Source organism: Viridibacillus soli, from assembly GCF_016612995.1.
Classification (GTDB): Bacteria; Bacillota; Bacilli; order Bacillales_A; family Planococcaceae; genus Viridibacillus; species Viridibacillus soli.
In genome coordinates this window covers 1-16,921 of sequence record NZ_JAEOAH010000024.1, presented here as the reverse complement: position 1 = coordinate 16,921, position 16,921 = coordinate 1, and the positions used below count along the sequence as shown (strand labels likewise).

The following is a 16,921-nucleotide window of genomic DNA, read 5'->3' as shown; positions in this document are numbered from 1 at the left end:
TTCCCCCTTAATCACCTCGCTAAAATCAGTTGCGAAGTGGTTTTCCTTTCACTAACATATGTTGCATTCTAGCTTGTGATTTTGGCTCTGCTACAAGGCTTAAGAACGCTTCACGCTCTAAGTCTAGTAAGTATTGTTCATCTACTAATGTACCGTATGGAACTTTTCCACCTGCTAGTACATAAGCAAGCTTTTTCGCGATTTTCAAATCATGTTCGCTAATGAAGCCTGATTGGAACATCCCTTGTGCACCTAGTAATAATGTTGCATAGCCTGGCTCACCTACAACCGGCACCTTGGCTCTAATTGGTGCTGTATAGCCACCTTCATAAAGTGCTAATGCTGCTTGTTTTGCATCATAAAGTTGGTGGTCTGGGTTGACACTAATGCCATCTGCAAAGTTCAAGAAATTATTTTCTCTCGCTTCTTCACCTGATGTTGAAACTTTCGCCATTGCGATTGATTCGAATACTTTATTGGCGATATTTTGATAATCGACTTGCACCCCTTGTGGTAAGCCTTTTAAATACTTCATGTACAATTCTTTATTACCGCCACCGCCAGGAATGAGGCCTACGCCTACTTCCACAAGTCCCATATACGTTTCCATTGTCGCTTGAATATGTGCTGCTGGTAGGCATACTTCCGAACCGCCACCAAGTGTCATTGCAAATGGGGCTGCTACAACTGGTTTTGAACTGTATTTAATTTTAGTCATCGCATTTTGGAAACCACGAATCGTGAAATCTAATTCGAAAATATTGTCATCTTGAGCTTCCATTAGAATCATCCCTAAATTAGCACCAACACAGAAATTTTTGCCTTGGTTACCAATGACAAGCCCTTTATAATTTGCTTCTACTTCATCAATGGCGTAGTTGATCATTTGTATAACATCTAACCCAATGGCATTTGCTTGCGAATGGAATTCGAGTAATGCAATGCCATCGCCCATATCTATTAGGCTAGCACCTGAATTGGATTTAATAACACCATGCTTTTTCTTATAGCGCTTCAAGTCGATTGCTTTTTCGTTGACTGGTACTAACTTGTAATTTTCCCCGTCAAAGTAAGCTAAACCATCCTCTAGTTCTTTATAGAAAGATTCATAGCCTTTTGCTAGTAATTTTTCTACGAATGCAGGTATTTCTTTACCTTCTGCTGTCATCTTCTCAACAGATTTTTGGACACCGATTGCATCCCAAATTTCAAATGGCCCTTGTCTCCAGCCGAAGCCCCATTTCATCGCATTGTCAATCGCAACGATATCATCAGCAATCTCACCGTGAAGCTGTGCTGAGTAAAGTAAAGTCGGTGCTAACACATTCCACAATAATTCGCCTGTACGATCATCGGCATATGTTAACAATTTCACTTTAGCGGCTAAACCTTTTTGTTGCTTTGCCATTTCAATAGAAGGAGTGCGAAGCTTTTTCATTGCCTCGTATTCAAATGTCTCTGTATTTAACTCTAAAATTTCTTTTCCTTTTTTAAGGAAGAATCCTTGACCTGACTTCGCTCCAAGTAAGCCATTATCGACCATTTTTTGAACGTAAGCCGGTACTTCAAATACCTTTTGCTCTTCGCCAGTTGTTTGATCGTACACGTTTTTCGCTACGTGGATAAAAGTATCTAAACCGACGACATCTAATGTACGAAGTGTTGCTGATTTAGGACGGCCGATTAAAGGACCTGTCACTGAATCGACTTCACCAACCGAATATCCGCGCTCTTTCATTTCACGGAGTGTAACGAGTAAACCGTAAGTGCCGATACGGTTACCGATGAAATTAGGTGTATCTTTTGCTAAGACAACGCCCTTCCCTAGTTTATCTTCACCAAACTCCTTCATAAAAGTGACGACATCCGGGCAAGTGTTTTTTGCCGGAATCACTTCAAGAAGTTTCAGATAGCGTGGCGGGTTGAAGAAGTGTGTGCCTAGGAAATGCTTTTGGAAATCATCTGAGCGTCCCTCTGCCATTGCATCAATGCTAATGCCCGATGTATTTGAACTAATAATTGTCCCTGGTTTACGCACTGCTTCAATTTTTTCATATAAGTTCTTTTTAATATCTAAATTTTCTACGACAACTTCGATAATCCAGTCTACTTCTTTTAGCTTCTCAAGATCATCTTCGAAATTCCCTACTGATAATAATGCTAAGTTTTTCTTAGCAGTTAGCGGAGCCGGCTTTTGTTTTAAAAGTTTTTGTACTGCCCCTGCTGCAAATCGGTTACGAACTACAGGATTTTCTAAAATAAGCCCCTTTATTTCCTCATCTTTCGTCAATTCTCTTGGTACAATATCAAGTAAAATTGTTGGAATACCGATATTTGCTAAATGGGCTGCGATCCCCGAACCCATTACCCCTGAACCTAATACGGCTGCTTTTTTAATGTTATAAGCCATGAGCAAATCCTCCCTTTTCCCCTTTTTGAATGAATGCTCATTCATTTTATGAGTAAAAAAAATAAAACTTTCTTATCTGCCTCTTAGTTTAGACCATTTTCTATTTTTTCGCAATAATCAAATTCACAAAAAATGCAAAAAATAGTATTATTTTTTTATTGATGCTTTGAAAAACACAGTAATCGCCTTTTCTAAAACAAGTTACTTTCAGGGCTCACAAAAAACGTGTACACTATTTCAATAGGAGGGATTTACTAATGAAACCAATTACAACTATCGAACAATTCAACGAACTAACTGCAGCTTCAAAACCTGTTATCGTAAAATTCTACGCTGGATGGTGCCCTGATTGCACACGCATGGACATGTTTATCGATCCAATTATTGAAGAATACAACCAATACGACTGGTATGAACTAAACCGTGACGAGCTTCCTGAGCTTGCTGAAAAATACGATGTTATGGGTATTCCAAGCTTATTGATCTTCAACGAGGGAGAAAAACTAGCTCACCTACACAGTGCAAATGCGAAATCACCAGCTCAAGTAACTGAATTCTTAAACGACCAAATGAAACATGTATAATACATTAAAGCAGATAGATAAGTTATGTCTATCTGCTTTTTTTATGTTAAAATACCCCAAATAAGCATGGAATAATGGATTTCAAGCATAGACTCGCTGAATGAAGTCACCTTTTCTTATTGTAGAAAAACAAATCCCCTTTCGGAGGCTGATATAATGCGCATCCAATTGCCAGTAGATGGGCAATCACAATATACCGATAATGTACGGAAAAAATGGCAGAATTCAGCATGTGGGCCAACAACTGCTGCCATCATTCTCGATTATTTATTACCCCATGAATCACCAAAAAGCATCAATCAGCTTTATAAACAGCTTAGAACAACACGAATTGGCCTTTTTAAATACCGCTTCATTCGTAATTTGCGGAAAATAGTTGGGCCTACCTGGTCTGTTGAGGGCTGTAGCTTAGATGATGCTTTATTGGAATTGCGTGAGGGAAGACCTGTTGCAATAAAGTTTGATCGATATTTTTCATTTCATTTTTTCTTAAAACCTACTTTTGCCTATCACTGGGTTCCTCTTATTGGCTATGAAGAGACCGAAAATGATGTCGTCCTTATTATCCACGATAATGGCGGGCGTAACCGTGATAGCCAAATACGTGAAGTTTCATTTCAGGCTAATCGCAAGGTGTTAAGCTTTGTGAAAATGTCACCGTCATCCGTTCGGGAACAATGATTTTGCATGGCGTGAAATAAGTGAATAGCCATCCATCGTTAATTGATCAAGTTTATCTTGAGTAAACAAGGGTAAAGATAAATCATCAATTGTTGCATTTATCGGTACTTCTGTATGAATTTTCGCTAGTTGATGAGAAAGCTTTAACATATCTTCATACTCAGTAATCTTCGTACGTTGCGCCGGTTTAAGCTCATCAATAGCTGCTAATACACCATCAACTGAACCATATGTTTGAATTAAATTTAACGCGGTTTTGGGGCCGATACCCTTCACTCCAGGATAACCATCACTAGAATCACCCATAAATGCTTTAACATCTGCAAATAGAGCTGGTGCAATAGCATACTCTTCTTCGAAGCGATTGACATCATAGATATTATATTCTGTATAACCTTTTTTCGTTAATGCAATAGTTGTGGAAGGATTTAATAATTGCAGCAAATCCTTATCGCCACTAACGACTGTAATTTTAGCATCATTTTTCCACTTCTCTACGATAGAACCGATTGTATCGTCTGCTTCCATCCCAACTTCCCCAAAGTTTTTCCATCCAATCATTTCTGAAACGTCCTTCGCCATATCAAATTGCGGCTTCAATTCATCTGGTGGACTCGGACGATTCGCTTTATAGCCATCAAATAAGTCATTACGGAATGTGTGTACGCCCATATCCCAACAGATGGCCAAATGTGTCGGTTGCATCATCGATTGTGCTGTTAAAACATGGCGTGCAAAACCTTGAACACCATTTGTCGGCGTACCATCAGCCTTTCTAAAAAACTGATTCATTGGGGCTGTCGCAAAAAACGAACGGAATAACAGAGCCATTCCATCTACTACTAAAATATGTGGTTGCTGATTCATTACTTGTATCCTCTCAATCTGTTAACTGTAATTTCTATTAAGCACTCATTATAACAAATATTAAGACCATTTATCAGTGAACTTCCTACAAGGCCAAATTATTTCTATTTGCTAAGTTATGGTGAAAACGGTACGGCCTATAGTACGCTATGCTCCACTATTTTAAAAGACTTGATACAAGGTGATGAAAGTAAAAATGCCCAGATCGTAATTATGGTGTCATTCAATATAAAAAAAATGCGTCTATTCATAGTAGCTATAAGCCACTGAATAAACGCATTATGTATACTTAATTTCTTGTTGGTGATAACAACTGAGCCATTTTTTCTACATCTTTGCTAAAAATACGGTCCTCATGTATAGCTGGTACAACCGTTCGCACTTCTTGCCATTTCTCATGCAATGCTTCTGACATTTTCTCTACACCGCGATATTCAACAGCTTGTGCTGCACAGATTGCTTCAATTGCTAGTACTCTTCTAGCATTTTCAATAATTTGGTAGGCATGTCTAGAACCTATTGTTCCCATGCTCACATGATCTTCCTGATTGGCTGAAGATGGAATCGAATCGACTGAAGCTGGATGTGCTAACGTTTTATTTTCTGAAACGAGACTTGCCGCTGCATATTGTAAAATCATCGCACCGGATTGCAAACCTGGTTGTGGACTTAAAAATGCCGGTAATCCTTCATTTAACTGAGGATTTACAAGACGTTCTATACGGCGCTCTGAAACGTTTGCTAATTCAGCCATACCGATTTTCAAGAAATCCATTGCAAAGGCGATTGGTTGACCGTGGAAATTCCCTCCCGAAATAATCGTATCTCCATCATCGAAAATAAGCGGGTTATCTGTAGCAGCATTCATTTCAATTTCAAGTTTATCTTTCACATAACCTAGTACTTGCCAGCTTGCTCCGTGAATTTGTGGAATACAACGAAGAGAATAAGCATCTTGCACTCGCTTTTCCCCTTGCTTTGTCGCTAATTGACTACCTGCTAACCAATTACGCATACGCTCTGCTACATCCATCTGCTCTTTGTAGCCACGTGCCTCATGGACTGCTGGGTGGAAAGCATCCACAATACCAAACATAGATTCCATCGTCATTGCTGCAATCCATTCACTATCATAAGCTAATTTTTCAGCTGCTAAATAGTTCACGACTCCCTGAGCTGTCATCGCTTGTGTGCCATTAATTAGTGCAAGCCCCTCTTTTGCCTCTAATGTAATCGGTTTCAAATTATGCGATGCCCATACTTCCTCGGCCGGCACCTGTTCATTATTGCTCCAGACATAACCTTCACCAATCAGTACTAATGCTAAATGTGAAAGGGGCGCTAAATCACCCGATGCACCAAGCGATCCTTGTTGCGGAATTACTGGATGAATGCGGTTATTTGCCATATAAGCTAGACGCTCAAGTACTTCTAAACGAATACCCGAAAAGCCTTTCAATAAAGCATTCAAACGGAGGACGACCATTGCTCTAGAAACAACTTCAGCAAATGGCTCACCTATACCACAAGCATGTGAGCGAATTAAATGATACTGCAGCTGACGTGTATCCTCCTCTGCAATATTCACATCACTAAATTTTCCAAATCCCGTATTTATCCCATAGACGGTTTGACCTTCTCTTACAATTCTCTCGACAGCTTGACGACTTTTCTTAACGAGCATTTTCGCATTTTCGTCCAAATCAACTGTGGCATTATCATATAAAATGGCCTGTAATTCTTTCAATGTTAGATTCTTTCCGTTCAATGTAATCATTTAACAGTCACTTCCTTCTTTATGATTTATGTAAGTTTCGGAAAAACACTCCATACTATGTAACCTACCATGAACTACCTCAAACTAGTTTTCTGATAACGAAATGCTCCTCGGATACTACCTTCATTCTACATAAAATTCAGCTTAAATTAAGTACTTTTAGAAAAAAAGTAAAAATTTCTCACGTGCTAACAGAGTAGTATTTCAGCATGATAAAGTAACTTTTTCCTCTTAAACAAACTTCCAATTCAAATAAAAAAGCTGCTGACGAATCGATATTGTCGATTCATCAGCAACTCAGTTTATGCTTCTATTTTAAGTTGTACTTGCAATTCAAGTGCTACATTGCCCTGAATTGCTTTGCTAATCATACATGTTTTCTCTGCTTTTTCTGCGAGCTTTTGTGCTAAATTCGCTACGCGTTTTGTTGTTCCATTTGCCAAGAGGATTTCCGGCTTATGAATGATTTTCTTATATGTGAAGACACCATTTGTCACATCAACAATTCCCTCTGATTGCATCGTTAAGCTCTCTACCTTTATACTAGAACACTGGAGCATCGCAGCTAACGTAATAATATAACAAGTCGCTGCCGCTCCTAACAGCATCTCATCTGGATTTGTGCCGATACCAGGCCCATCCATTTCGGATGGAATCGATACTTTGGTTTGTAATTGACCCGATACAATTGTTCCAACATCATTACGACCACCTGGCCAATTTGCAGCCAAATAAAAAATATGTTCTGCCATGACAAAACCCCATTCTAATCTGCAAATGAATAATATTTTTCAGTATATGGATCAAATGCATAACGTGAAATTACTTTTTTCTTCTCAAGTGTAATAATATACACTTCTAATCCAGAGTAATCGACAATCGTACCGCTAAACTTGCGGTCTTTCACGACTTTTCCACCCTCTGTTCTTGAAATAATTTGCCCGGCATCGTCCACGTTAAAACTCGGTACATGCTTTTGGAAATAGAAAGGAGCAACTACTAACAGTGCATATGCTGTTATTATGAGTGCATATTTTTTTCGTATATTACTTTTCTCTACTAATAAAAAGTAAGCAACGAATAATAATACGTTACCAACAATAATATATACCAGCATATCTCCTAGACCGTTAATGAAAATGTAATTTTTTCCTATAAAATAATAATACAGCATTTCTAATACTGAAATTACAAGGATCCCTTGTAAAAGTCGTTTTCTCTTAACCATTTATGTTTCACCTCAGAAAATTTATAAATCTAAATCCTTAAATAAGCATTCGATGCCCACGACAAATTATGACATAATAAAATCAAGATTGATAGAAGGAAAGCAGGTAACTATATTGAAAATGCTACGGATTGGCGTTACCATTTTAGCAGCTATTATAACATTGCTCTCGCTCTATATTCTCTTTTCCCCTAAACCAACTGCTATATTTGTGAAAAGAATGTTCGAAGGCGGCGTTGCTATAAAGCCGGCCAATTATGATGACATAGAGAAAAAGACAAAGAGCTGGAATGATCTCGATTATGCCTCTAACTATGGTGACGGTTTCCTCGACATCATAGTTCCCAAAGACAACTCAGAAAAAGTACCCGTCGTTTTATGGATTCACGGCGGCGCATTCGTTGGTGGTGACAAAAAGGATATTACGGAGTATGCCGTACAAATTGCTAGCCACGGTTACGCCGTTGTCAATATGAATTACGAGCTCGCTCCGGGCGGCAACTATCCAAAACCTCTTCAACAAATCGATGAAGTCTATCAGTTCATTGAACAAAATGCTGAAAAATATAAGCTAAATCTAGACCAGCTCTATATTGCGGGTGACTCTGCTGGCGCACAAATAGCAAGTCAGTATATCAACATTCAAGTTAATGCTAATTACGCTGAAAAAACAGAGCTTAAAGCTGTTGTTCCTGCCGATACCATTAAAGGTGCCCTATTATTCTGTGGACCATACGATATTCAAGCATTTGGTGAGTCTAGCGATAGTAAATTAATGAACTTTATTTTCAAACGTGTGGGCTGGGCTTATATCGGTGAACGCAACTGGCTCGACCATCCAACAACAAAGCTCGCTTCAACAATTGACCACGTGTCAGCAGATTACGTACCCACCTTCATCACAGATGGCAATGAAGGCTCCTTTGAAGAGCAAGGCAAAGCATTAACCGAAAAATTAACAACTCTATACGTCCCTGTAACTAGTATCTTCTATGAAAAAGACGAAGCTGTTTTAGGACATGAATATCAATTTATGATGAACACAAAGCAAGCTGAGCATACATTTGAAGAACTTATCCAATTTTTAGATGCACGTACTGAATAGAAAATGCCTAGCTTTCTCTTAATGAGTGAGCTAGGCATTTTGTTTATTTAATTTGGATAGGCTTTGAAGTATACTTTTACTGGATTGGTGACTTTTTGTGATTCAATTTCTTTTTACCAATGAGTATAATCGTTATCTTATATTGCTTACAGTTCGTCGGCAAGACCTAGTATTACAATACCAATCATAATAATTGCAATGACTAAGTACTGTTTTTTTGATAGTTTTTCTTTTAAGAAAATACGAGATAGTATGATTGAGAAAATACAGTATGACGAAATAATTGGTGCGGAGATAAACGCATATGATGAAATTGCGTATACATAGAAGAACTGACCAATTGTTTCTAATACTGCAGCGTATGTGCGATCACGTTCTTTAAAGACATTGAATTTTACTTTTTTATAGAAGCGAAGATAAATATAGCATACAACTGCTACGATAAAGAATGTATATTCATATGCTAAAAGAGCGGCGTCTTCACCCATGATTTTCATCTCATCTAAGTAAATACCATCAGCAAAAGTCCCTACGCCATCTATTAATGCGTATAATATTGGGAATAACAAGGCGATAAATCCAAATTGGTATTTGCGGTCGATTTTAACATTTTGAGCACGTAATAATGCATCATCCTGTTGTTTTTCGATAACTGCAATCCAGAAAACACCTACTATAATGGCAATAATCCCTCCAAAGTGAACCCAAGTAACCTCTTGCGGAAAGAACATATATAATAACAGAGTTGTCACCGCACCTGATGCATTTTGCACTGGTGCTGCAATTGATAACTCTAAATAACGTAAACCAATATAACCGAAAATCATTGAAATAATATACAATGCTGACACGGGTAGATACGTTAACATATCTTGCGGATGGAATTCTAAACCCTTCACAAACATATAGATCGTTGCGTGAATCCCCATGACAAGACCAACCATAATAGTAATTTTCGTATGGCTATTTTTATCATTTGAGTCAGAGCCTTTTTTGTAAAATAAATTCGCTGCTCCCCATGCTAGCCACGTTAATATTGCAAATAAAAACCACATAATCTAAATAAACTCCTTTTTAATGGTAACCTAGTAATTTCAAATAATTATAAGAGGTAAAAACCATTAAAATTATGGAGAATAGTGCATTTCGAAAGCCTCCGCTACTTCTTGCTCCGTAGTGGCAATTATATCATTCTGTTTAATTACTCCATCGACAAATAGATTGCCTAAACTGAACAGAAAACCGTTGGATAAATAAGCTTGTTTCATGTAGAGATACCTCCGTTCTGTCTAATTGTATGGATTTTTTCGCTTGTTGACAATCAATATTTTAAAGATAACGCTTCCAATCACTTATGGACTTTAAGTCACATTCAAATGATTTAATTATTATTGAAATAAATGATTTTGATTCATTCAACATTGAACTTTAATAATAGGCTTTTGGCATAACAAAAATATCGAATAGGGCAACTTTTTCTTTAGTATCCGCCTTGTTAAAAAAGGATCATTTGAAAGATGTTCTTGTTTTAAGCAAACAAGATGTATATCTTTCCCCACATACAATCTATGTAAATAAAAAATAGCTCGAGGCTTCAGGCGCTAAAAAAAGAAGGCTGTTTTCTCAAAGATTGTTGCTATTGCAATAAAGGACAGTCAAAATAAATAAGGGATAACACATACTTACTTTGGAAGGTGAACGGATTGATAACCAAAGCTGAAATAATAGAACAACCATATTCGGGACAATTCAAAGAAAGGATTTATGACATTTCAAATCCGTGGAATTCTCAAGATTGGACTTGGATCAAATTCGAAGATGAGAATTATAATGAATGGTGCGGTCAATTTAGAGGGGCACAACAAGCAGTTGCATTATCTAGTAAGCATAATAAGGTTCTAGTTGCTACTTTTGATTATCTATTTCAAATTGATTGTGTAAGTGGCGAAATGACTGAATATGAGTCAATAAACACATATCAAGATTTAACAGTAACACCCTTTGGTGATTTCATAATTACTGATTATTACAATATTGAAATAATAGGTAAAACTATTAATGATAGGCAACTCTTATACATTCCAATAGCAATTGATATGATTAAATTTAATGGTTGGTCAGAAAATACATTATCTATAAGTTGTGAGGAACTTGGAATCGTGGACAGTAAAATAGAGTTAGAACTTGATGTAACGACATTTGAAATAAATATTCTTTCTAGGATTTACAAATAATAAAAGCCAGAGTTAATCTACAAGTACCTATTTTGTAATTAACTCTGGTTTTCTGTTGTGTTGAACCCTATTCTTTATAGAAGCAACAATCTTTACGAAAACATTACTCCATATAAAGCAATGTCTGCCCTCTACTTTACCAATCCGATTAAATAATTTTCTGTACTTCCTCATAATCTGGTATCCCTTTTTCTAAATTAAACTCTGCCCATTTCTTAGCTTCACTTTCTACTGCTCGATTCTGCCATTCAAAACATCCGCATTCACGGCAATGACTATCCATATACGTATTATTACTCCGTTTTTTTTGATACACTGTTTCCTCTTTGCAATTGTAGCAATATAATATTTTCTCTAGTTCCATAGGTAGCCACCTAACCTTCCTCTTTAGTCGGTTTAAATCGTGTCTACAGCTTTCTCTATATGTACTCAATTTAATCGCTCTAATGGAGACTTTTTATTTCCCCTACAATAAGAGGTGTGATCACTAAAGAACTATTTAGACACAAAAATAAATATTTGACTTTCGTTTAAGTTGTAACTATAATAGTTACAACAGGGAGGTTAAATTTTAATATTAGTAGGCGATTTGCAATTGCTGTTCATATTTTATCTGTCTTGAACAAAATCATTGTCTGTTTATACTCCAGAATATCGTAGGAAGTGATGGAATACTTTGTTACATCACTACAAGATCAAATACATTATTCTCAGTAAAGGTGTAAGAATACAAATGTATTCTATATTATAGGTTAAGCATATTTTTTTAATAAACATGTAACTTAATTGGTTACATGTTTGTGCTAATAATAAAAAAGTGAGGTAATTTAAGATGACTGTAAAGATTAAAGTATATTCGGATTTTATTTGTCCATTCTGTTTTTTAGGAAAAGGTCCTTTAGATGAAATTGCAAAGGAACAAGATGTAGAAGTAGAATGGATGCCATTTGAATTACGCCCAAGCCCTTCTTCCAAAATTGATCCATGGAATGAACCTGATAAATTAGGCTCATGGGATTCCTTTATCCTGCCTACTGCAAAAAAACTAGGAGTTGACATGCGTTTACCACGTGTTTCTCCTCACCCATATACCAACTTAGCATTCGAGGGATATCAATTTGCAAAAGAACATGGCAAAGGAAATGAATTTCACCATAGAGTATTTACTGCGTTTTTCCAAGAGGAACAAAACATAGAGGACATTGAAGTATTAACACAATTATCTGATGAAGTAGGACTCTCTAAAGATGACTTTAGAAAAGCCTTAGTATCTCGAAAATATCGTGAAGCGCATCAAGAGGCGTTAAAACATGCTTATGAAGAAGCTCAAATTATGGCTGTTCCAACAGTTATTATTGGTGATGAAGTGATTCAAGGATTAGCCAGCAAAGAAAGATTAGCACAAGTCATTGATAAAGAATTAAAAAAAGAAAACAAATGACTTTGATGGCATGCAATACGATATAAATGGGTATTGCTAATACTAGATTTAAACAAAGTATTTCCTTACTTTAAAATAACAGATTGCTCTGTCAGAAAAATCTATATTTTTTTGTATTATTTTAAAATTAAACTTATTTGGAGGAATTAAAATGTCATTAACTACAACAAACTTAAAAGAAGCCATTATTAACCGTCGTTCTATTCGTAAGGTGAAAAAAAATGAAAACATTACAAAAGAAAGAATCAGTGAACTATTAAAAACAGCTTTACATGCACCGTCATCATTTAATATGCAAAGTGGACGTATCGTCGTAGTAATGGAAAATGAACATGAAAAATTTTGGGATATCGTAAAAGAAACACTACGCTCTCGTGTACCAGCAGAGAATTTTGATGCAACTGTAGAAAGATTACAAGGGTTCCGCGATGGAGTAGGAACAGTACTATTCTTCGAAAACCAAGAAACAATAAAAACAATGCAAGAAAATGCGCCATCCTATAAAGATCAATTCCCATTTTGGTCCCACCAAGGCAGTGCAATGTTGCAATACGCAACATGGATGTCTTTAACGGCTGAAGGAATTGGCGCATCACTGCAGCACTACAACCCAATTATAGATGAAGAAGTAAAACAAACTTGGGGTATACCAGGAGAATGGAGCTTAATAGCACAAATGCCATTTGGTGAGCCAAACGAACAACCTGGTGAAAGAACATTCTTACCTTTTGAAGATGTTGTGAAGTTTTATTAAGAGAAACTCAATCAAATAGTGGAATTCTCCTTAATTCCGCTATTTAATTGAGTAATGCTTTTTCAATAACCTAACTCTTTCTCTGATTACAGACTAATAAAAAGGAATCCATTTTGAAATAGTTTTTTTCAAAATGGATTTTTAATTTTTAAAGAAAGAACAGTTTTTTTAATAGGTTTGTTCAATTTTTTTAATAAACAATTGGACTTTACTATAAAATATCAAATTTTATATAAAAATCACATTAACTTAAAAAGTTTCTACGAATCATAATGGGATATTGTACTAAAGTAATCCCCCTCTGTACTCCTAATTTTCCCCAAAACAAAAAACCGCTGATTTCTCATTTCTTCTTTATGGAGATGGCGGGAGTCGAACCCGCTTCCATAAACTCCAACACTCAAGCTTCTATCCGTGTACCATGCAAAGAAATGGATTCATGCATATGTTTTCAAACCTAGTGGTGTCGGGGGGGGGTGTGGTACTTCCAAATTTATAAGTATACCCACTATTGATTCATCTATCTGGCATCCTCGCTTCAATAATTGAAGTTCTTTTTGACTCAATTCTGCCCTTCTCAAAGAACACTTTCCTAAACTATTATTTGTAAGATTTGAGATTGATTTTTGTCATTCAAGTGTTAGTTAAGATCCAATGATCAAAGAATATTATCTTTTAAAGTAAAATGAATGATGTTGAAATGCTAAATAAGGCGCGAAAAAGATTGATAAAAAATGTCACAAAATAGATGTGAGATTCGTTATATAGTTTAGAACGAATAATGGAGAAGACTATTAAGGATGTGAGAAGTTGAAAGCAACCGCAAATGATTATGAAATTATGGAGGAACTTTACAATTTATACGAGCAAAAAATGTATCAAGTAGCTTATTCTATTTTACATAATGTTCAACAAGCAGAAGATGTTGTTCAAGAAACTTTTATTTTATTATTGGAAAATATCCATAAAATCAACGATATAGAAGATCATAAAACTAAGAGCTTTGTATTAAAAAGCACGAAAAATAAAGCCATTGATTATTATCGTTCAAATAAACGATCCATAGAGATGTTTAATAAATTTAAAGAAGTTCCACAAGAAGATACATGTGATAACGTGACGCAAAAAATTCAACGATTAATTACGAAGGAACAACAATATCAACTATTAGAAACATTATCAATGATTCACAAAGAAATAATAAAGTATCTTTTATTTTATGAATTAACGACAAAAGAAACTGCCGAAATATTAGGGATAAGTGAAGGAACAGTCCGGAAAAGATATGAAAGAGCAAAAAAAGTAATCATTAAAAATACAGGAGGAAAAACATATGAGACATTGGAAGAGTAAGCAAAAGCAATGGAAAAAAATAAGTGAAAAAATTGCTATGGAAGAATTTGAAAATGTCGAAGAACACCATGAATTTTCTAAGGAATATAATCTAAAAAAGCAAATTTTCCTTAATGAACTTAAAATGCAAGGCAATATGAAACGTAAACAACATAAAAAGCGTATGCGCCTTATAATGGCGGCAGCAGTATTATTTATTGTTGTTCCGACAACAACATATGCAGGAGTAAGTATTTACTCTACAATCATTAATAAAGAAAATTATGAGACAAATTATTTGATTAAAAAAGAGGATAAAACTAAGAATGCATACGAATACGTAAAAATGGAAATTGGTTATTTACCTGATAATATGGTGGAAGTAAAGCATTCGGATGGTATGAAATACTCCTATAAAAATAATTTAAATGAAGGAGGACTTTCATTTTCTCTATGGAAGCTTGAAGATGAAGCAAATTTTTCAGTTTTAAATTCGCTAGAAGCTGAAAAAATAGAAATCGGAAATCATAAAGGCGCATTAATTAAAAAAGAAGGAGAATATAACAGACAAGTATTTTTATTATTTGAAGAAGAAGGTTATGTTTTAGAAACATTTGTAGGTGATGATGTTAACAATCAAGTTATGGAAAAAGTATTGGCATCGATTTTCTTAGTAAAATCTGAAAAAGATCAGGCAACACCAAGTTCTGTTTATAATGCTAAAAATTTTATGAATGAAGGCGAAGAAGCAGCAGCTTTAAAATCCGAAAAGTTGTCCAAAGACAGTAAACGAATTTTCTCAATTGGTTCAACAGTTCCAGTAGAAATTAGTAATAGAGGAGAAAAACATAAATTAGATTTTGTTGTAAATAACGCGAAAGTAATGGATTCTATTTCGCAATTTGATTCTAAAGATTTTAATGATTTTCATTCAGATTTGTTGGAAGAGAGCCAAAATAATTCTGGAAAATTACCTTTTTATGAAAGAGAAACTTATAAATCCGGTGACGGAAAAAATACTATAGATGAATTAATTGATACATCTATGATTCAGAAAAAATTCTTATATTTGACCGTAACTATAGAAAATAAAGAAGACAAAAAAATATCTGATTTTTATTTTTCACCAAACTTTATTTCTCTCAAAGACAATGGTGAGAATTGGAGATTCGAATTAGAGACCTATACTTCTGATGAAACTAGTAGTGAAGTCGCTTATCTAGATGGAAATGGAGAAGGCAAGTCATATTACAAGCTACCTGATTTGGAACCAAATGAAAAACGTGTTGTACATATTGGTTATTTTGTAGATGAGGATCAATTGGGCACTGCCTTTTTAGATATCTTTAATAATGGAACTAGCATGGAAAATCTGGAGGGTAACGACAGATGGTGGATTGATTTGAGACAACAATAAATAAAAAATAAACCCTAGATTCCTTTTAAATAAAGGATACTAGGGTTCTTTTTATTAAATTTTCACTTTCAAAAATATTAGACGTTGGCAACAAGGAGGACTAACCATGATGAACGATATTATCCTTACTATTTTAGAGCAAGTCTAGTATTCGATTCTTAAACTGGTAAAAGAATTAAAAACAGTATAGTGATTAAAAAAAGACAAAAGCTCGAAAAAATTATTATGAACTATTAAGAATAGATATTCAGGATTCTGAGAAAATTTTGAAATGTTATTCGAACCATATTAAAGATGTGTTCTTGTCATGGTATAAAACACAAGAGTTTGCTCAAATCTCCTCTACATTCCTCATTTACCCTAAAATAAAAAAACCGCTGATTTTTTAAATGTACCCTATAGAATAGACACTTTAAAAAAGTCTATTCTATGGGGTACTTTTGTTTATAATAAGAAAAAAGGTTCAACGTCAAATGTTGGGGTGACTAAAAAATCACGCTACCGATGTGAACCCCGATTTCTTTAAATTTATTTGATAATAAGATCTTTGCACGAAATCTTTCAAAACTCTTAAAGCCGAAAGCGTTTCGTTTAAGTACTTTTGTCCGATTATTAATGCCTTCTAAAAACCCGTTGGAATAGGGATAAATGAAGCTGTTTAAAATTTCAGGCTGCCAATTTTGAAGCGTCTTAATGGCCTTTTTAAACTCTGGAATATTAGCTTCCTCTACTTCTTTATAAAATGCATAGAGTGTTTCTTTGGTCTTGCTTATGAAAGCAGGGCCATTTTCTTTGGCTTGATCAAACCAAGCGCAGAAGCTTTCTTTTAATTCATGAGCTCTTTTGAGCTCGGGGGACATACTCTTATATCGTTCTAAATACCAAGTCTTTGCCTCGTTAAGTGCGCTTTCTCTTTTATAAAATACATAGCGCATTCGTTTACATTTTTTACGATCATAAGCATGCCATTCCTTTTGAATGCGACGGCGAACGGCATCCATCCCCCAGTAAATATAACGGCAGTAATGGAAACGGTCTGCAATAATGAAAGGTCGATTTAATGCTTGTTTAACGGCTGACTTGAAGGATGG

General features: G+C 35.4%; 16 protein-coding genes and 1 pseudogene. 8 read left to right on the top strand and 9 right to left on the bottom strand.

Going from position 1 to position 16,921, the window contains the following annotated elements; all coding sequences use genetic code 11:
• Window positions 1-25 precede the first annotated feature (25 nt).
• Entirely contained in the window at window positions 26-2,410 is a 2,385-nt protein-coding gene (locus tag JFL43_RS14965; protein WP_200749663.1) for a 3-hydroxyacyl-CoA dehydrogenase/enoyl-CoA hydratase family protein, read from the bottom strand.
• Between the two features lie 257 nt (window positions 2,411-2,667).
• On the opposite strand from JFL43_RS14965, the gene JFL43_RS14960 reads away from it, so the two are divergent.
• Window positions 2,668-2,994 (top strand): thioredoxin family protein, encoded by a 327-nt coding sequence (locus JFL43_RS14960; RefSeq protein WP_200749662.1) that lies wholly within the window; start codon window positions 2,668-2,670, stop codon window positions 2,992-2,994.
• A 156-nt stretch (window positions 2,995-3,150) separates the two neighbouring features.
• The gene (locus JFL43_RS14955; RefSeq protein ID WP_200749661.1) at window positions 3,151-3,675 is read left to right on the top strand and encodes a C39 family peptidase; all 525 of its coding nucleotides are present in this window, start codon (window positions 3,151-3,153) and stop codon (window positions 3,673-3,675) included.
• Here JFL43_RS14955 and JFL43_RS14950 read toward each other — a convergent pair.
• From JFL43_RS14950 to JFL43_RS14935, 4 genes are all read right to left on the bottom strand, one after another.
• Window positions 3,655-4,542: a 5'-3' exonuclease gene (locus tag JFL43_RS14950; protein ID WP_100796051.1), complete on the bottom strand. Its 888-nt coding sequence runs from the start codon at window positions 4,540-4,542 to the stop codon at window positions 3,655-3,657. The two genes, JFL43_RS14955 and JFL43_RS14950, sit on opposite strands and share 21 nt — an antisense overlap.
• Before the next feature lie 289 nt (window positions 4,543-4,831).
• Window positions 4,832-6,319 carry a histidine ammonia-lyase gene (gene hutH / locus JFL43_RS14945; protein ID WP_200749660.1) on the bottom strand — a complete coding sequence of 496 codons (1,488 nt, stop codon included), beginning with the start codon at window positions 6,317-6,319 and terminating at the stop codon, window positions 4,832-4,834.
• A gap of 302 nt (window positions 6,320-6,621) precedes the next feature.
• Window positions 6,622-7,071, bottom strand: coding sequence for an OsmC family protein (locus tag JFL43_RS14940; protein WP_200749659.1), 450 nt, complete (start codon window positions 7,069-7,071; stop codon window positions 6,622-6,624).
• Window positions 7,072-7,085: 14 nt separating this feature from the next.
• On the bottom strand, window positions 7,086-7,547 hold the full coding sequence (locus tag JFL43_RS14935; protein ID WP_200749658.1) for a hypothetical protein: 462 nt from the start codon (window positions 7,545-7,547) through the stop codon (window positions 7,086-7,088).
• Window positions 7,548-7,668: 121 nt separating this feature from the next.
• On the opposite strand from JFL43_RS14935, the gene JFL43_RS14930 reads away from it, so the two are divergent.
• The gene (locus JFL43_RS14930; protein ID WP_234447810.1) at window positions 7,669-8,652 is read left to right on the top strand and encodes an alpha/beta hydrolase; all 984 of its coding nucleotides are present in this window, start codon (window positions 7,669-7,671) and stop codon (window positions 8,650-8,652) included.
• A gap of 146 nt (window positions 8,653-8,798) precedes the next feature.
• On the opposite strand, the gene JFL43_RS14925 is transcribed toward JFL43_RS14930, so the two are convergent.
• Window positions 8,799-9,707 carry an EamA family transporter gene (locus tag JFL43_RS14925; RefSeq protein ID WP_200749656.1) on the bottom strand — a complete coding sequence of 303 codons (909 nt, stop codon included), beginning with the start codon at window positions 9,705-9,707 and terminating at the stop codon, window positions 8,799-8,801.
• Between the two features lie 72 nt (window positions 9,708-9,779).
• Window positions 9,780-9,920 carry a hypothetical protein gene (locus tag JFL43_RS14920; RefSeq protein WP_200749655.1) on the bottom strand — a complete coding sequence of 47 codons (141 nt, stop codon included), beginning with the start codon at window positions 9,918-9,920 and terminating at the stop codon, window positions 9,780-9,782.
• A 435-nt stretch (window positions 9,921-10,355) separates the two neighbouring features.
• Here JFL43_RS14920 and JFL43_RS14915 point away from each other — a divergent pair, with 435 nt between their 5' ends.
• Complete coding sequence (locus tag JFL43_RS14915; protein ID WP_200749654.1) at window positions 10,356-10,886, top strand: hypothetical protein; 531 nt, start codon at window positions 10,356-10,358, stop codon at window positions 10,884-10,886.
• 148 nt (window positions 10,887-11,034) lie between these two features.
• Here JFL43_RS14915 and JFL43_RS14910 read toward each other — a convergent pair whose 3' ends face one another.
• A complete protein-coding gene (locus JFL43_RS14910) occupies window positions 11,035-11,250 on the bottom strand; it encodes a hypothetical protein (RefSeq protein ID WP_100796044.1) in 216 nt (71 codons plus the stop codon).
• A gap of 468 nt (window positions 11,251-11,718) precedes the next feature.
• Between JFL43_RS14910 and JFL43_RS14905 the strand changes: the two are divergent.
• The 4 genes and pseudogenes from JFL43_RS14905 (at window position 11,719) to JFL43_RS14890 (ending at window position 15,830) form a co-directional block, all read left to right on the top strand.
• Window positions 11,719-12,367: pseudogene (locus tag JFL43_RS14905) on the top strand (DsbA family oxidoreductase).
• A gap of 111 nt (window positions 12,368-12,478) precedes the next feature.
• Window positions 12,479-13,081 carry a nitroreductase family protein gene (locus tag JFL43_RS14900; RefSeq protein WP_200749653.1) on the top strand — a complete coding sequence of 201 codons (603 nt, stop codon included), beginning with the start codon at window positions 12,479-12,481 and terminating at the stop codon, window positions 13,079-13,081.
• Window positions 13,082-13,891: 810 nt separating this feature from the next.
• Window positions 13,892-14,434, top strand: a complete 543-nt coding sequence (locus JFL43_RS14895; RefSeq protein ID WP_200749652.1) for a sigma-70 family RNA polymerase sigma factor — start codon at window positions 13,892-13,894, stop codon at window positions 14,432-14,434.
• Window positions 14,415-15,830 (top strand): anti-sigma factor, encoded by a 1,416-nt coding sequence (locus JFL43_RS14890; protein ID WP_200749651.1) that lies wholly within the window; start codon window positions 14,415-14,417, stop codon window positions 15,828-15,830. Before JFL43_RS14895 ends, JFL43_RS14890 begins: the two co-directional genes overlap by 20 nt.
• Before the next feature lie 485 nt (window positions 15,831-16,315).
• On the opposite strand, the gene JFL43_RS14885 is transcribed toward JFL43_RS14890, so the two are convergent.
• Window positions 16,316-16,921: transposase (locus JFL43_RS14885; protein WP_200749650.1), on the bottom strand; the 606-nt coding region annotated here is incomplete at its 5' end.